At 49.9% G+C, this 17,770-nt stretch carries 14 protein-coding genes; 12 read left to right on the top strand and 2 right to left on the bottom strand.

Annotation, left to right across the window (positions count from 1 at the left end):
• Positions 1-30: 30 nt before the first annotated feature.
• Positions 31-3,036 carry a leucine--tRNA ligase gene (locus ACYVEA_RS19505; RefSeq protein ID WP_461115112.1) on the bottom strand — a complete coding sequence of 1,002 codons (3,006 nt, stop codon included), beginning with the start codon at positions 3,034-3,036 and terminating at the stop codon, positions 31-33.
• Between the two features lie 246 nt (positions 3,037-3,282).
• Here ACYVEA_RS19505 and ACYVEA_RS19500 point away from each other — a divergent pair, with 246 nt between their 5' ends.
• From ACYVEA_RS19500 to ACYVEA_RS19450, 11 genes are all read left to right on the top strand, one after another.
• A complete protein-coding gene (locus tag ACYVEA_RS19500; protein ID WP_461115442.1) occupies positions 3,283-5,004 on the top strand; it encodes a hypothetical protein in 1,722 nt (573 codons plus the stop codon).
• Positions 5,005-5,152: 148 nt separating this feature from the next.
• Positions 5,153-6,346, top strand: coding sequence for a S8 family peptidase (locus ACYVEA_RS19495; protein WP_461115111.1), 1,194 nt, complete (start codon positions 5,153-5,155; stop codon positions 6,344-6,346).
• Between the two features lie 72 nt (positions 6,347-6,418).
• Entirely contained in the window at positions 6,419-6,991 is a 573-nt protein-coding gene (locus ACYVEA_RS19490) for a Crp/Fnr family transcriptional regulator (protein ID WP_461115110.1), read from the top strand.
• Between the two features lie 75 nt (positions 6,992-7,066).
• Positions 7,067-7,516, top strand: a complete 450-nt coding sequence (locus ACYVEA_RS19485; RefSeq protein WP_461115109.1) for a DoxX family protein — start codon at positions 7,067-7,069, stop codon at positions 7,514-7,516.
• A gap of 202 nt (positions 7,517-7,718) precedes the next feature.
• Complete coding sequence (locus ACYVEA_RS19480) at positions 7,719-8,774, top strand: sulfite exporter TauE/SafE family protein (protein ID WP_461115441.1); 1,056 nt, start codon at positions 7,719-7,721, stop codon at positions 8,772-8,774.
• A 107-nt stretch (positions 8,775-8,881) separates the two neighbouring features.
• Positions 8,882-10,075, top strand: a complete 1,194-nt coding sequence (locus tag ACYVEA_RS19475) for a trans-sulfuration enzyme family protein (RefSeq protein WP_461115108.1) — start codon at positions 8,882-8,884, stop codon at positions 10,073-10,075.
• A gap of 35 nt (positions 10,076-10,110) precedes the next feature.
• On the top strand, positions 10,111-11,223 hold the full coding sequence (locus ACYVEA_RS19470) for a Gfo/Idh/MocA family protein (RefSeq protein ID WP_461115107.1): 1,113 nt from the start codon (positions 10,111-10,113) through the stop codon (positions 11,221-11,223).
• On the top strand, positions 11,220-11,951 hold the full coding sequence (locus tag ACYVEA_RS19465; RefSeq protein WP_461115106.1) for a phosphoadenylyl-sulfate reductase: 732 nt from the start codon (positions 11,220-11,222) through the stop codon (positions 11,949-11,951). The genes ACYVEA_RS19470 and ACYVEA_RS19465 overlap by 4 nt, the downstream gene beginning before the upstream one ends.
• Before the next feature lie 97 nt (positions 11,952-12,048).
• Positions 12,049-12,951: a sulfate adenylyltransferase subunit CysD gene (cysD, locus tag ACYVEA_RS19460; RefSeq protein ID WP_461115105.1), complete on the top strand. Its 903-nt coding sequence runs from the start codon at positions 12,049-12,051 to the stop codon at positions 12,949-12,951.
• Positions 12,952-13,030: 79 nt separating this feature from the next.
• The gene (locus tag ACYVEA_RS19455; protein ID WP_461115104.1) at positions 13,031-14,281 is read left to right on the top strand and encodes a sulfate adenylyltransferase subunit 1; all 1,251 of its coding nucleotides are present in this window, start codon (positions 13,031-13,033) and stop codon (positions 14,279-14,281) included.
• A 46-nt stretch (positions 14,282-14,327) separates the two neighbouring features.
• Positions 14,328-14,990 carry a Uma2 family endonuclease gene (locus ACYVEA_RS19450; protein WP_461115103.1) on the top strand — a complete coding sequence of 221 codons (663 nt, stop codon included), beginning with the start codon at positions 14,328-14,330 and terminating at the stop codon, positions 14,988-14,990.
• A gap of 146 nt (positions 14,991-15,136) precedes the next feature.
• Here the strand turns inward: ACYVEA_RS19450 and ACYVEA_RS19445 are convergent, their stop codons facing one another.
• Positions 15,137-16,633, bottom strand: coding sequence for a glycine--tRNA ligase (locus tag ACYVEA_RS19445; protein WP_461115102.1), 1,497 nt, complete (start codon positions 16,631-16,633; stop codon positions 15,137-15,139).
• A 90-nt stretch (positions 16,634-16,723) separates the two neighbouring features.
• On the opposite strand from ACYVEA_RS19445, the gene ACYVEA_RS19440 reads away from it, so the two are divergent.
• A partial coding sequence (locus ACYVEA_RS19440; protein ID WP_461115101.1) for an AAA family ATPase occupies positions 16,724-17,770 on the top strand: 1,047 nt, incomplete at its 3' end.

Here is a 17,770-nt window from a genome sequence, read left to right as displayed (position 1 = left end):
TTATCGCTTTATGTAGGCCTGATACCTCGCCTAAATCACTACGTTCACAATCCGTTTCGGCACGACCACCACTTTCTTGGGGGCTTTACCTTCGAGCCATTTCTGGACAATTTCGTCGGCCAGCACTTCCCGCTCGATTTCAGTTGGGGCGCGGTCGATGGCAAAGCTGATCGTCGTGCGGACTTTGCCGTTGATCTGGATCGGATACTCGAACGCATCTTCGACCAGGTAACTCGGGTTGAATTTTGGGAACGTAGCCTTTGAGATCGACCCCGGCTCATGCCCCAAAGCGGCCCAGAGTTCTTCGGTGACGTGGGGGGCGTAGGGCGACAACAGCAACACCAGATCCTGCAAAATGGCCCGCTTGTGGCAATTCAGCGTAGCCAGCTCGTTGACGCAGATCATGAACGAACTCACCGACGTATTGAACGAATAGGCTTCGATGTCACTTTCGGCTTTCTGAATGGTTTTATGCAGGATTTTCAACTCAGCGGGTGTCGGTTGTTCGTCCGTCACAATCCACTGACTTTCTCCTGTAGCGTTGTCTTTGTAGAACAAGCGCCAGAACTTACGGATAAAGCGATATACGCCGTCGATGCCGTTAGTATTCCAGGGTTTCGCCTGTTCCAGCGGTCCCAGGAACATTTCGTAAAGTCGTAATACATCAGCCCCGTATTTCGCGACAATGTCATCGGGGTTCACGACGTTGAACTTCGACTTCGACATCTTTTCAACCTCCGCCCCAACGATGTATTTCCCATCGGGTTCGGTAATGAATTCAGCATTCTCAGTCAAATCTGGACGCAACTGTTTGAAGGCGTCCAGATTCAATACGTCGTTTTCGACAATATTTACATCGACATGAAGAGATGTTGTCAGCGGCCGTGAGGCAGAATGGCTATAAATAATTCTGCTATTTGCTTCAGGATATTTCAGCCATAATGACTGCTGAATTTCCATCATACGGTCATTAAAATATTTGATCTTTTCCAGATCATTATTTTCGACCCCTTCCCTTAAATTATTTGAAATAAAGATTGATGGAATACTCGGCAAAAATACGACTTCAGTATTCGCACTACCCCCGAAGTAGTTACTTGTATTAATCCGATACACAAAGTTGCTTCGCCCCTGAATCATGCCCTGGTTGATGAGCTTTTTGAACGGCTCCTCCTGCGGTACGTAGCCACGATCTTTCAGGAATTTGTTCCAGAAACGGCTGTACAGCAAATGGCCGGTCGCGTGTTCGGTGCCGCCAATGTAGAGGTCTACATTCTGCCAGTAGTCAATAGCTGATTTGCTGGCAAAAGCCTGGTCATTGTTCGGGTCCATGTAGCGGTACCAGTACCAGGACGAACCCGCCCAACCGGGCATGGTGCTTAACTCATACTCATACTCCCCTTTGTATTTCCAGCCTTCAGCGCGGCCCAGCGGTGGTTCGCCGGTTTCGGTTGGCAGGTATTTGTCAACAGCAGGCAATTCCAGCGGCAAGTCGCTTTCGTCGATCAGGTAGGGCAATCGACCCGTCGAACCACCGTCTTTGAAGTAAACAGGCACCGGTTCACCCCAGTAACGCTGACGACTGAACACGGCATCGCGCATCCGGAAATTGATTTTACCTTTGCCCAAGCCTCGTTCCTCCAGCCACGCAACCAACGTATCGGTTGCCTCTTTGTAGGTCAGGCCATTCACAATACCGGAGTTGATATAATGACCATCTTTGGTGTTATCTGCCTGCTGGTCAATACCTTTCTGAGCGTCCAGAATCGGAACGATCGGCAAATTGAAATGTCTGGCAAAATTCCAGTCGCGCTGGTCACCCGACGGAACGGCCATCACGGCGCCCGTGCCATAGCCCGCCAAGACGTAGTCGGCCAGGAAGATCGGCACCTTCTCATCGTTGACTGGATTGATGCAATAACTCCCTGTAAACACGCCCGAAACAGCTTTCGTGTCGGCCATCCGGTCCCGTTCAGAACGCAGTTTGGCCGCGTTAACGTAGGCGTCAACAGCCTCGCGCTGCTCGGGCGTTGTCAATTCAACTGCCAGTTCATGCTCGGGTGCCAGCACCATAAACGTAACACCGTAGATCGTATCGACGCGTGTGGTAAAGACTTCGATAAACCGCTTCGTGTCTGTCGTCAGTGGGAACTTCACACTGGCGCCTACTGATTTTCCGATCCAGTTCCGTTGCTGTTCTTTCAGCGATTCGGTCCAGTCGATGGTGTCCAGACCCGTCAGCAGCCGGTCGGCATAGGCCGTTATCCGCATCATCCACTGCCGCATCAACTTCTGCTCGACGGGGTAGCCACCCCGCTCCGAAACGCCATCTTTCACCTCGTCGTTGGCCAGCACCGTGCCCAACGCCGGGCACCAGTTCACGACGGCATTGGCCAGATAGGTCAGTCGGTACTTGAGGGTTATTTCGTAGGATTCTACCTTCGACAAGGCATTCCACTCGGCCGCCGTGAAGGTAGGCGCATCTTCATCACAAACGGCGTTGACATCGGTGGTGCCGTTGGTAGCGAACTTGTTCAGCAACGTTTCAATGGGTTCCGCCCGGTCGGTATCTTTGTTATACCAGGAGCGAAACAACTCCATAAAAATCCACTGCGTCCATTTGTAATACGACGGGTCGGATGTACGAACTTCGCGGGACCAATCGTAACTGAAACCAATATTTTTTAATTGCTCGATGTAGCGGGTCAGGTTCTGCTCGGTCGTGACGGCCGGGTGCTGACCTGTCTGAATGGCATACTGCTCAGCGGGCAGCCCGAACGAATCGAAGCCCATCGGATGCAGTACGTTGTACCCCTTCAGTCGTTTATACCGCGCCACAATATCGGAGGCAATGTAACCCAGCGGATGACCCACATGCAACCCGGCCCCCGATGGATAGGGAAACATATCGAGTACGTAGTATTTGGGACGGTCCGTCGCACGGTTATTGGTTTGCTCTTCTGGTTTGAACGTATTGTGTTCGTCCCAGAAATGTTGCCACTTTTGTTCGGTTTCGCGGTGGTTGTAGTCAGCCATAAGGGTAACGCGGCAGGATAGCCGCATTCTGATTCGGGAGATTTTGCGGCTTTCGGGCCGCATTACTTATTTTCTTGCAAAAATAGCCGTTTACTAAGACTTTTGTCTATCCTCACCGTCGATGAAGTCGTAATCTCCCTCATGCGCCAGGTTCAATCGCTCACGAATCCATCCTCAATAAATAATCCAATACGGCTGGCCAACCACTCGAACGGGTTCTGGCCGATCTTATTGGGCTTATTGACAATGGCTCTTGGTAGCTGGGTCGTAGGCGATTTCAGCCACCCCATGTCCGATGGCAACGATACCGACCAGTTTGAGTATGTGGGTTATTTTTTTACGAAGAACCTGTCATTCAACCCATTCTCGCACCTCAACCTGACCAATACCCAAACATTTTACCCGTACGGCGCCAATCAGGTATTTCTGGACTGGGGATTTGAGCGTGATTACTGGTATCGGTTCTGTTACCAACTCTTCGACGGTCCTGGTCCTTACCTTCAGTTCTACTACATCTACACGCTGGTTGTTACGTCCGTCGGTACGTTTATGCTACTACGTTCCCGATTTGGGTTACCTAAATCGCTGATCGTTGGCCTGATTGTATCCATCTTTAATTTCTATGCGCTCTGGAAATTTCCGGTCCATATGAACGTCTGCGTAGGCCATTGGACAACCCTATGCATCGTTGCTACGTATCGGTTGTTGTATGACGTGGTGGAGAAGAAGCCGGTTTCGCTGGTTTATATTCTGATCTGGGTCTGGTTGCACGTGCAGATACTCAGTCAGGAACTAGCCTATGTAGCCGGGTTCGCGCTGACGTTTACGACGCTGGCCGTACCGGTTCTGGCGGTGGTGTTGTGGCAACGTTTTCGAAAATCCGCCTGGTTGAGAATAGCCGTGCAGTACATGCAGGAGCAGTGGGCACAACACAAACCAGGTATTCTGCTCGGATTGCTGTTGATCGTCGTCAGCCTGTATCTGTACTTGCCGTTAACGTTGCAAATTGCCTTCACGGCCTGGTCATTCGATTTCGAAGCGGTGCCAGAATTACGGGCCTGGTCGCACCCATTGCGCCTGTTTCTGCCCCATTTGCCCAGCCTTCACAGCTACGCGATTCCTTATCAAAAATGGCTGCATGATACATTCGAAAGCTACGGCCAAGGCAGTCCAGGCTTGTATCTGGTACTGATTGCGGGGGTTGGCTTCTGGCAAATCCGACGTCGGGTCGCCATCTGGCTCCCAATCGTGCTCATGCTGATGCTGTGCCTGCTGTATCATCCCGTCTCGTTTCCAACGCTTAAACTGTTCCCCTGGTTTAGCTTTAATCGGCACGGTGGCCGGGCCAGTTTAGTCTATCCCGTACTGTTTTGTTTGTTGGCATTACCGCTTACATGGCCCCGACGGTTGCCTGGCCAGCTCGTTGGCCTGCTTTTACTTGGCCTGATGGGCACGGAGTGGTACACCGGCTACCACAACCGATTGGCCTATCCGCTCGACGTAGCATCGGATAATCTGCTACGATATTGTTCTATCGTGCGGAAACAACCTGGTGTGGCGGTACTCGATTTTCCGTTTTGTACCATTGGCGCCAATGGCGTAGGGTTCAGGGAAGGCCTTTGCCCCTATTACACGCAACAGAACGCGATCTTTACGTTCCGGCGGTTTTACGACAAAAGCGCTGTCGGGCAGTATTTCGGTCGACTTCATCCCGATCAGATAAAACCGTTCCTACGCGATGGCTGGCCCCGGCTGCTCACCCCCGGCCGAACGTTCACCCAACAGGACTGGCAGTTTCTGGATGCGTTTTTGCGACAGAATAACTTCGCGGGAATCAACCTATACTCCAATTTGTTAACAAAGAAACAGGTTACTGACTTTTATCAGCACTACGGGCAGCCGATTGCCGAAACCCGATTTCCGGCAGCAGGGCGAGTGGTATTTATCCCTGTTCGTAACGAAAAATAATTCCTGAAGACAAGCGACGCAACGACAATTTCGTTTTTGGCGTATAGGTAACTACATCCGCTTATTTTTTAGTAAACTCATCCACGACGTATGATATAACCCTGTACGATTTACTACTTTTTTCAACCTGTTGATTTCGTACGTACTCATGCGACGTTTTTTCCCGTTCGCGACGCTCACCAACGTCGCCCTACTTGGCTTCAGCCTGTTTGGTTGCCAAACCGACAGCAGTATTGACGCCAACAGTTTATCAACCGACTGCTTGGTAAAGGCCTCTTCCAATAATGGGGTGGCCATTGCGGGCTCCTACATCGTTACGTATCAGCCCACCGAAACGCTGCCGGTTGCCCCCGGTGCACGGGTTGCTGCAGCCGAATTTTCTACGCAACAGCTTTTATCTCGGCACAAGGTAGCGAATGCGCAAACGACGGTATTGGCATCGGGTGAACAGACAAGTTTTCTGGCTCAGTTGACGGCCAATGAGTCGGAAGAACTCCGACGGGACCGATCCGTAACGCTGATCGAGCCTGACCGGATTATGTCCATGTGCAGCTGTGTTGACGTAGCGACGACCTCAACCCTGACCTGGAACGTTCAGCAAACGGGCTACGGCCGGGGTGATTTGCAAACGGATAAAACGGCCTGGATCATTGATACGGGCATCGACCTCGACCACCCCGACCTGAATGTGGACACCCAACGTAGTAAGTCATTTGTATCGGGCCAAACCTCGGCCGACGACCAGAATGGACATGGCACACACGTAGCCGGTATTATTGGCGCGAAAAACAACAACATTGGTGTAACGGGCATTGCTTCGGGGGCTACGCTGGTAGCACTGAGGGTACTGGACGAAGATGGTGAAGGGCGACTGTCGGGAATTATCCAGGCGGTCAATTACGTAGCCCAAAACGGCAAAGCGGGCGATGTTGTCAATATGAGTCTGGGGGGCGAAGGTACATCCGCAACACTGGACCGGGCGATCACCCAGGCAGCCAACGCGGGTATTTTGTTCGCCATTGCCGCAGGTAATGAAGGCAAAAACAGCGACAATTTATCTCCAGCGCGCGTCAACCACGCCAATGTGTTTACAGTTTCGGCTATGGACAGCAAAAACCAGTTTGCGTCGTTTTCCAACTTCGGCAGCAGTGTTGACGTCTGCGCGTATGGTGTGCGTATCAAATCAACGTATAGAAATGGTACCTATGCCACCCTGAGTGGTACGTCGATGGCGGCTCCCCACGTAGCGGGCCTGCTCTACATCCGGGGCAATACGTTCCCTACGCATGGAACGGTGACGGGCGATACAGATGGCACGCCCGATCCAATGGCAGGTGAGTAGATCAGCTGTATAGATTTGTTTAAAGCGGGCGTTGGAAACTAACTCTGACGCCCGCTTTTGCGTTTATGATCAATGAACAACCTCGACCGGCTTCGCCAGCGCTTCGATGCGCTGTCTCCACAAACGGATGAGGACTGGCTCCGGTTTATACCGATTGTTGAGTCTGTCACCTACGAGAAAAACGATTTCCTGATTCAGGCGGGTCAGGTCGAACGATACATTTACTACCTAGTTGAGGGCATGGTACGGCTTTCTATCAATGATAATGGGAAAGATATTTCCCTAGATTTTATTTTTAGTGATGACTTTGCATCGGCCTATTCGTCGTTTTTGACTGGACAGCCCACGGCATTCACGGTTCAGGCGTTGACCGATGTTCAGGCGTTACGCTTCAGCCGTACGAACCTGCTGAGTTTGTACGACCAGTCGCACAAAGCGGAACGTATCGGCCGGTTGATTGCCGAGCAGGCGTTCCTGCGAAAGACCAGCCGCGAAGTACAGTTTCTAACGAGTACAGCCAAACAACGCTATGTTCAGTTGCTGGAACAAAATCCCACTCTGGTGCAGACAATATCCGTGCGGCACCTGGCGTCTTACCTTGGCATCGAACCCGAAAGCCTGAGCCGTATTCGTCGGGAAGTTTGATTTCCTAACAAATGTTAGTGGATAGCCCGTATCTCCGCCGGAACTTTGGCCCATACATTAACGGGTATTACTGCTATGGCTTTTTTTCTGGGTTTAGTATCAATTGGCGCGCTACTCTACGGAGCAGGCTGGATTTCCAACTCACCCTATTTACTTACTACGCAACACGATGCACTGTTAGCGACAACCGCCATGTTCGTAATGATTGGCCTGGTGCACCTTCGCAAACCAGACCAACTCACCTACATGATTGCTAACTTTCTGCCTAACGCCCGCTTACTCATCCTGCTCTCAGGAATCGCAGAAATCGTTCTGGGACTCGGCTTACTGTTCTCCGAAACCCGCTTCTGGGCGGCCTGGGGATTAATTGCGTTGCTGATTGGTATGTTTCCGGCGAATATTAACGTAGCAGTCAACAAATTACCACCGCCGGGCGGCTTACCGGCCAAACCCTGGTACGTCTGGTCGAGGCTTTTGTTCCAGCCTGTATACATTATCTGGATCTGGTATGCGGCACTGGTTTAGGGAGTCAGGCCGGCTACTATCCGAACTACGTTGCTGGTCTTAAAACAGGACCTCCTTTTTGAGACTTATTTGGATTTTTCCCACAACTGGCCTTACCTTTGTGTTTCCAAACGGCAATAAAAAAGCGGCACGTTCCTGTGCCGTTTTTCATAAGAGAAATAATCCATTAAGTCGATAGACATTATACCTTGTGCAGGAACCAATAGCCACCCCTACCGAACCGGCTGCTACTACGCTCAATCCAATTCAGTCAGCGATAGATCTGAACGGACTGACCATTAGTATTCAGGGCCATAATGCGACGAAACAGGCCGATGCGCTTCGGGCAGCCTTCCCAACGGCAATTATAGAGACTGGGGCTTACCAACCACTGCTACGACGGCGTACACGTACCGAAATTGCCATCTATGTCTTTTCGGCTCTGGCGCTGATGATTGTCGGACATCTGCTGTTCAGTTACTTCACACTGGATCGGTTGACGCTCATTGCCAGCACGATAGATCTCACACCCGACATTTTTTACTTCATACTGGCTGGATTTGTTGCTCAGATGATTGATGGTGCATTAGGCATGGCCTACGGCGTAACGGCCACTACGTTCCTGACGAGTGTGGGCATTAGCCCGTTGTTTGCCACAGCCAGTGTCCACAGTTCCGAAATTTTCACGAGTGGCGTGTCTGGCTATATGCACCTGAAGTTTGGCAACGTGAACAGCCGGTTATTCAAAATTGTCCTGATTCCGGGGGTTATTGGGGCAGCTCTTGGCGCCTTTCTGATCACCAAACTCGCCGATATGGAAGTTGTCGCTAATTACCTTAGCCCGGCCATTTCGATTTACACCGCCATTCTTGGTATTTTAATTCTAAAGAAAGCCTTAGCAAAGCAGACGAAGAAAAAGCCCGTTCGCCAGATTGGTCTGCTAGCCTGGTTCGGTGGATTTGTCGATGCTATTGGTGGAGGAGGCTGGGGCCCTATTGTGAATTCAACCCTGATTGCGTCGGGACGCCACCCGCGCTATACGATTGGTTCGGTTAACCTGGCCGAATTCTTCGTATCCTTTGCCAGTTCGGTCGTGTTTGCCCTCTATGCCGGACTGGATAATTACGGCATGGTTATTCTGGGTCTGATCCTTGGCGGAATGATTGCAGCACCTATTGCGGCCCGTTTAGCGCAAAAACTACCCGTCAAAACCATGATGATACTCGTCGGAATTGTTGTGATCCTCGTAAGTTTGCGCAAGATTATTAAGTTCTTTTAAAGAAGTCGATAGTCGTTAGTTATCAGTCTGTAGTAGCCGTTCATAAATGATCCTGACTACTTGCGGGCTTCAACCTATTGACTAACGACTGTCGACTAACGACTCCAATGAAAAAACAAACAAAAGCCATTCGTATTCAGGCGGAGAAATCCCAGAATCGCGAACACTCTGTGCCGTTGTATCTAACCTCGAGTTTTGCTTTCGAAAGCGCAGAACAGGGAAAAGCCCTCTTCGAGGAAACCGAAGAAGGTAATATTTATTCACGGTTCTCGAACCCCAACGTCTCGGAGTTCGTCGCTAAAGTCTGCATGCTGGAAAACGCAGAAGACGGCATCGCAACGGGAACGGGCATGGCGGCTGTGTTTGCGAGTATGGCTGGTTTGCTGAAATCCGGCGATCACTTAGTGGCCTGCCGGGCCTTATTCGGGTCGGCACACCAGATCATAACCCAGATTCTGAGCAAGTGGGGTATCACCCATACGTATGTAGACGCCAGCGCGACGGAAGCCGAATGGGAAGCCGCTATGCAACCCAATACGCGCATGGTCTATCTGGAAACACCCTCAAACCCTGGTCTGGAGCTGGTTGATTTGGAGATGCTGGGGCGGCTAAAACAGAAACACGGGTTTATTCTGAATGTAGATAACTGCTTCGCTACGCCGATTCTGCAAACGCCGATTGATTTTGGGGCCGACTTATCCGTGCATTCAGCGACGAAATACATGGATGGACAGGGACGCGTACTGGGTGGCATTGTCGTTGGCCGGGCCGATCTGATCCAGCCGATCCGGTTCTTTGCCCGGCATACGGGGCCATCGTTATCGCCGTTCAATGCCTGGGTTTTGTCGAAAAGTCTGGAGACGCTGGACCTGCGCATGGAACGCCACTGCCGCAATGCGCTCCAATTGGCTGAAGCCTTAGATACGCATGTGGATGTTGAGCGGGTATTGTACCCATTCCTTCCCTCCCACCCGCAATATGATCTGGCCAAGCGGCAGATGAGTGCGGGCGGTGCCATCGTAACCATCGAACTGGAAGGCGGTTTTGAGCGGGTAAGCGCCTTTTTCGATGCGCTCCAGATTCCGACACTGTCCTCGAACCTGGGTGATTCACGTACCATCGTTACCAACCCCAATACCACGACGCACGCGAAGCTGAAACCCGAAGAAAAAGCAGCTCTGGGTATCACACCGGGCCTGATTCGTATTTCGGTAGGGCTGGAAGCCATTGAGGATTTAATTGACGACTTCACCCAGGCAGTAGAAAAGTCGGCCGAAGTGGTTAAGGAGAAGGTAGCGTAGCTATAACGCGCCTGGCTACTTTAAACTGACTCGCTATGTCCCGTATCACGCTGTTTATTGCCCTACTGCTATCGGCTCAACTTTCGTTTAGTCAGTCTACCAAAAAGCCGCTTCGCGTGGGTGTGGTAGGGCTGGTGCATTCGCACGTGAATGGCATCCTGAACAAGGTCTACAAGCAACCTAATCAGGCCGATATCGAGATCGTGGGTATTGCCGAACCAAACCGCGAACTGGCTGAGCGATTATCCAAACGGTTTGGTTTCAACATGAGTCTGGTGTATCCAACCATTGCCGAGATGCTCGACAAAACCAAACCCGAGGCTGTCACGGACTTCGGACGTATTGTCGACCATAAAAAAACGGTGGAAGCCTGCGCCCCGCGGGGTATTCATGTGATGGTGGAAAAACCACTGGCCACCAGCTTTGCCGATGCCCAGCACATGGAAGCCTTGTCAAAAAAATACAAGACTCAGTTGCTAACCAATTACGAGACAACTTGGTACGGCAGCAATCACAAAGCTTATGCGCTGGCCAATACAGACAAAGTCATTGGTGACCTACGTAAAATCGTTGTACACGACGGGCACCAGGGGCCAAAAGAGATCAATGTTAACCCGGAGTTCTTTGAGTGGCTAACCGATCCTGTTACGAACGGTGCGGGCGCTTTGTTCGATTTTGGTTGTTATGGTGCGAATCTCTCCACCTGGCTGATGCACAACCAGCGTCCGTTGTCGGTGCTGGCGGTAACGCAGCAGATCAAGCCCGATATTTATCCAAAGGTAGACGACGAAGGAACCATTATACTGACCTATCCGAAAACCCAGACGATTATTCAGGCGTCGTGGAACTGGCCATTTGCGCGAAAAGACATGGAAGTGTATGGGCAGACAGGCTACGTTTTCACTGTAGACGGCACCAAAATGCGTATCCGGCTTAAGGATGAACAGGCTGAACATCCTGCCGAAGCCACCCAGGCCGACGCCCCCGCCATCGACTCATTTGCCTATCTGGCAAGACTGATTCATGGAGAAACTAAACCCGACGAATTAACGTCATTAGACAATAACATGATCGTCATGGAAATTTTAGATGCCGCCCGGCAATCGGCAAAAACGGGCAAGGCGGTATCATTGAAGCCGAAATTATGATCGCTGAACCTACTCACACGCTCGAAAGCTTAAGCGAGCGACTACACGGCCTAAGCAACGTTGACGCACTGCGCACGCTGGCCGACCTGTTTCCTGGCGAAGTCGTTTTCTCGACCAGCCTGGGCTACGAAGATCAGGTTATTACTGACCTGATTCTTGCCAATGATATCCCGATCAAAATTTTTACGCTCGATACGGGTCGTATGTTTTCGGAAACGTATTCGGTCTGGAAAAAAACCAACGATCGGTACGGTACTAAAATTGAAACATATTTTCCCAAAGCCGATGCCATTGAGCAGCTTATGACCACCAAAGGGCCATACAGTTTCTACGACTCGGTGGAAAACCGGAAAGAGTGCTGTGGCATTCGTAAAGTTGAACCGCTGAATCGGGCGCTGAAAGGTCAGAAAATCTGGGTTACGGGCATTCGTGCCGAGCAATCGGCCAATCGTCAGGCCATGACCCAGCTCGAACGGGACGACGCTCATGATCTCTTCAAATTCCATCCCTTACTGGACTGGACATTCGACGAAGTGAAGCAGTATATAAAAGTCAATAACGTACCCTACAACCCTCTTCACGACCGGGGGTTTGTAAGCATAGGCTGCCAGCCCTGCACCCGTGCCATTCAGGAAGGCGAGGACTTCCGGGCAGGCCGCTGGTGGTGGGAAGATAACTCCAAGAAAGAGTGTGGGTTACACACGCATGAGGAAGCTTTTAAACCATAATAGACGAAAGAAATGAGAGTATAAAAGAACGTTTTACCGCGTTCATAACGCTTTCGTTCATTCGCTCTTTCATCGTACCGGCAATCCGGTCTTTAAAATGAAATTAGATTATTTAGATCAGCTTGAATCTGAAGCCATCCACATTATGCGGGAGGTAGCGGGCCAGTTTGAGCGTCCTGCCCTGCTGTTTTCGGGGGGTAAAGATTCCATTACGTTAGTCCATCTGGCACTGAAAGCTTTTCGGCCGGGGAAATTTCCGTTTCCACTGGTGCATATTGATACGGGCCATAATTTCCAGGAAGCCCTTGATTACCGGGATAACCTGGCGGAACGGATCGGCGAAAAACTCATCGTTCGCTACGTGGAGGATACCATTCGGGAGAAGAAACTGAAAGAACCGACAGGACGTAACGCGACCCGCAACGGCCTGCAAACCTTCACGTTACTCGATACAATTGAAGAATTTGAGTTCGACGCCTGCATTGGTGGAGCCCGTCGGGATGAAGAGAAAGCACGCGCGAAAGAACGTGTTTTTTCGGTTCGTGACGAGTTCGGTTCGTGGGACCCTAAACGCCAGCGCCCCGAACTCTGGAACCTTTACAACGGCCGGATTCACAAGGGTGAAAACGTTCGCGTATTTCCAATTTCGAACTGGACTGAACTTGACGTCTGGAATTACATCCGGCGCGAAAAAATCGCCCTGCCAAGCATTTATTTTGCGCATGACCGGGAATTGATCATCCGCGATGGCAAACTCATGGCGACCGCCGGGGGCGTTATCAAACCCGAAGCCGACGACCAGCTAGTTACACGCCGGGTTCGCTTCCGCACGGTTGGTGACATTTCCTGCACAGCAGCCTCCGAATCGACCGCCGAGTCGCTCGACGACGTGATCGACGAAATTCAGGCCACGCGCATCTCTGAACGGGGCGAAACCCGGATGGATGACCAACTGTCGGAAGCCGCGATGGAAGACCGCAAGAAAGGCGGGTATTTTTGAAAAATGATGAGTTATGAATGATGAATTATCCTGCTCCAATTCATTCATAATTCATCATTTATAATTCATCATTCAAGAAATGGATCTCTTACGATTTATAACGGCCGGTTCGGTTGACGACGGCAAAAGCACGCTCATCGGGCGGCTCCTTTACGATTCCAAATCCATCCTGGCCGATCAGCTCGAAGCTATTGAGCGCGCGAGTAAAAGCCGGGACGACGGCGAGATTGACCTCGCTCTGCTGACCGATGGACTCCGCTCCGAACGTGAGCAGGGTATCACCATTGACGTAGCGTATCGCTATTTCCAGACGCCAGCTCGCAAGTTTATCATTGTCGATGCGCCGGGGCATATACAATATACCCGCAACATGGTTACGGGGGCTTCGAACTGTCAGTTGGCGATTGTGCTGGTCGATGCGCGGCATGGAGTGGCCGAGCAAACCCGTCGGCATTCGTTGATAGCCTCCTTGCTGGGCATTCCGCACATTGTGGTAGCGGTCAATAAAATGGATTTAGTGGGGTATTCGCAGGACGTGTTTTCGGATATCTGCATTCATTACGCGGAATTAGCCCAAAAACTGAATGTCAGGAATGTAACGTATATCCCAATGAGTGCCCTCGACGGTGATAACGTCGTTGACAAATCGGTAGCGATGCCGTGGTACGAAGGTCCTACGTTGCTGGAGCACCTGGAAACGGTAGAGATTGACGACGATCTTAACCTGGTGCAAGGCCGCTTTCCTGTTCAATACGTTATTCGGCCACAGACGGCCGAATTGCACGATTACCGGGGCTATGCCGGGAAAATCACAAGTGGTGTGTTCCGCAAAGGTGACTCCATAACGGTATTTCCATCAGGCGAAACGTCGACAATTGACGCCATTGAAATTGCCGAAACTCATCTGGACGAAGCCATTACACCGATGTCGGTGGTGCTTCACCTTGCCACCGATGTGGATATCAGCCGGGGTGACCTCATCGTGCGTTCTGATAACCAGCCGATTAGTAGTCAAACCGTCGAAGCGATGCTTTGCTGGATGGACACTAAAGAGTTAAAAGTAGGCAGCAAGTATGTTTTGCAGGTGGGAACCTTCCGGACACGCTGTTCAGTTCGGGAGATTGCTTACCAGCTAAACGTCAACACCTACGAAGAAATCGAGCATGTTGATAGCCTGAAACTAAATGATCTGGCCAAGGTCGTACTACGTACCGCCCAGCCAATCAGTTTCGACCCGTATGCAACAAACCGGGCCTCGGGCGGAGCCATCCTGATCGACGAAACCTCGAACGTAACGGTTGGTGCGCTGATGCTGCTAGGCGAAGCATAAAGCGGCTTGCTAATTTTGTATATTTGGGTAAATGCCCGACAATACCATGACTGAACTAGCTGCTCAATTGCTCGAATCTCCGAAAGCTCCGCAAATCATTCAGCAGGTGCAAGCCATTCTGAATGACGAAAAAAATCGGCGGCAGGCTTTTTATGAGTGGATGGATGACGATATCAAAGCTGAGTTTATAAACGGCGAGATCGTCGTCCACTCGCCAGCATTAGATAAACACAACTCGGCAGTTCTGTTTCTTTCAACGCTATTAAACGTTTTCGTTACAGAACGAAATTTAGGTATAGTACGTGCGGAAAAAGCCTTAGTTGAGCTAACCCGTAACAGTTACGAGCCCGACATCTGCTTTTTCGGAGTCGATAAAGCCGCGACCATACAACCTGATCAATTATACTACCCAGCTCCTGATCTGGTGGTTGAAGTGCTGTCGAAAAGTACGCAGAAGAATGATCGGGAGGTAAAGTTTGAAGATTACGCGGCTCACAATGTAGCTGAATACTGGCTCATCGACCCGACCCGCCAAACCATTGAACTTTACACGCTTGACGCGGATACGGAAGCCTACGCCTTACTTGGCTTGTTCCGCCTGGGAGAAACCGTTAGCAGCAACCAGTTAGCGGGTTTCACCATTCCTGTGAAAGCAGTGTTCGATTCAACCGCAAATATAGCCGCCCTGCGAACGCTTCTCGTTCGTTAAGAGGCTTTTTTTGTCATTCTGAGGAACGAAGAATCTTCGGTAGCCAATAAAGTTAGATTACCTTCCGAAGATTCCTCGTTCCTCAGAATGACAAATGCCCCGGAGATGATTTCCGGGGCATTTGTTTTTAATTTATTTCGAAGCTTTTACATCTTCTCCAACACTCGTTCCATCGATACATCCTGGCCGATATGTGCCTTCAGTTCGCTGATTGGAATTCGGATTTGTTCGGTTGTGTCGCGGTACCGTACCGTAACGGTGTTGTCTTCGAGTGTTTGGTAATCCACGGCGATGCAGAACGGCGTACCGATCAGATCCTGCCGGGTGTAGCGTTTGCCGATAGCGTCGCGCTCTTCATACACTACCCGAAACTCCGACCGAAGGCTTTTAACGATTTCTTCCGCTTTTTCGGGCAGTCCGTCTTTGCGCACAAGTGGGAACACAGCGGCCTTAATTGGCGCTAAAGCCGGGTGCAGTTTCAGGTACGTCCGCTCTTTCTGCTGATCGCCTTCACCCACCGTTTCCTTTGTAAACGCATTGCAAAACACCGCCAGAAATAGGCGGTCGGCACCAACGGAGGTTTCCACTACGTAGGGAATGTAATTACCGTAGGGTTTGCCCGTCGCTTCGTCAATATCGTTATCGAAGTACTGCATTTTCTTACGGCTCAGTTCCTGATGTGCTTTCAGGTCGAAATCGGTGCGGGAGTGAATTCCCTCCATCTCCCGAAAACCAAACGGAAACTGATATTCGATATCGACAGCCGCGTTGGCGTAGTGGGCTAACTTTTCGTGGTTATGGAATTTAAGTTTCTCGGCGGGCAAGCCAACCGCCTGGTGAAACTTCATCCGTGCATCGCGCCAGGTTTCATACCACTGCATTTCGGTGCCGGGCCGAACGAAAAACTGCATCTCCATCTGCTCGAACTCGCGCATCCGGAACGTAAACTGCCGCGCCACAATCTCATTCCGGAAGGCTTTCCCGATCTGGGCAATCCCAAACGGAATCTTCATCCGGCCTGTTTTCTGTACGTTCAGAAAGTTCACAAAGATACCTTGCGCCGTTTCAGGACGCAGGTAAATCAGACTGGCGTCTTCGGCCAGCGAACCCACCTGCGTGGAGAACATGAGGTTAAACTGACGCACTTCCGTCCAGTTGTCGTTGCCCGATACGGGGTCTTTGATGCCTTCGGCAATGATGAGGTTCCGAAGACCTTCCATATCCTCCGCACTTTGCAACCGGCCAAGCTCATCACGCAGGGCTTGCCCACGCGCTACGTCACCCGCATTTTCATACGTCTCAGCCTTAAGCTCAATGAGTTGGTCGGCCCGGTAGCGTTTTTTTGAATCGCGGTTGTCGATCATTGGATCATTGAACGAGTCAACGTGACCCGACGCTTTCCACGTCAGCGGGTGCATAAAGATCGACGCATCAATCCCCACTACGTTGTCGTGGAGTTGGGTCATGGCCTTCCACCACAGCGTTTTGAGGTTATTTTTGAGTTCAACGCCATTCTGACCGTAGTCATAAACAGCCTGTAACCCGTCGTAGATTTCGGAGGACGGGAATACAAAGCCATACTCTTTGGCGTGGGAGATAATGTCTTGTAATGTTGTAGCTGGGGAAATTTTCTGCTCTGTCATAATCAGTTACTGATGCCACAAAGATAGCGTTTACGCCGAAAATCCCCGAAAATGGCTAACTTTCGACACTCGCTTTGCTGACAAAAAACTATGCTAATTAACTCACTCGCACTTAGAAATTTTAAATGCTTAGAAGAACTCGACGTGAAGTTCGCTCCCATTACGTTGTTAACGGGTGCCAATAGCAGCGGGAAGAGTTCGTTAATCAATGCGATTCTAGCGGTCTTACAGACTGAACAATTCCCTCTGTACTTATCTCCGAATGGAAAGTATGTTGATATGGGAAGTATGAAAGAAGTAACCTTTAAAAATGATTTGTCGAAGTCTATAAGTATTGATATTGCATTTGACTTATCAAAGGACAAGTTGTTTTCTTTCAACTTCTTACATGAAAATTTTTTCAAAACTACTTGGAGTGTAAACAAAAGAAGCAAATTACCTAAACTAAAAGCTGTTAACTCCATTGCTGGAAATATAGAGATATCAATCTGTGAAAGAGATAGTCACGTATCAGTTGATATATTAGATAAAGGGTTTGGTGATTTCGAAACAAGTGAAGAACAATATTCGGCCATCCATAGTGAGTTTGAAAGGATATTAAAAGAGAGAGTTGGCTATAATCAATCTATACATAATAAAATTATAAAAATCACTGACATACAGTATAAATCTATTGAAGATTTAGCACATCAATTAAATTATTTGAGCAGCGCTTTTTTTTTCGATCAAAACATTAATGATCAAATATTTCGCTATACAAAATCCGTTGATAATGCGTTTAACTACATTGGTTCGTTTAGAAAGCCTCCCGGCAGAACTTATAATCAGAAAGCAAAATCACAAAGAAAAGTAGATAGTGATGGAGAAGGTTATATTGATCAATTAATTGAGTGGCAAGAGACTGATGAGAATAAATTAGATTCTTTAATAGCCGAAGTATCCTTACTAGGCATATTTAATAACCTAAAGCCAAAAAGATTACAAGGAGGCCGGTTTGAGTTAAATGTTAAAACAAGTAAGAATAGCCGTTGGGCCTCCTTAGAGTTTGTTGGGGAATTGATAAGGACTGGTAGCCGAGTCAACTTTGTATCGACCAAGAAACAAAGTAATGACCAAGCAGTGGCAACCACTGACCGA

Source organism: Spirosoma jeollabukense (assembly GCF_054777855.1).
Note: the sequence above shows the minus strand (reverse complement) of the source record. Positions and strands in the feature narration are given on the sequence as shown.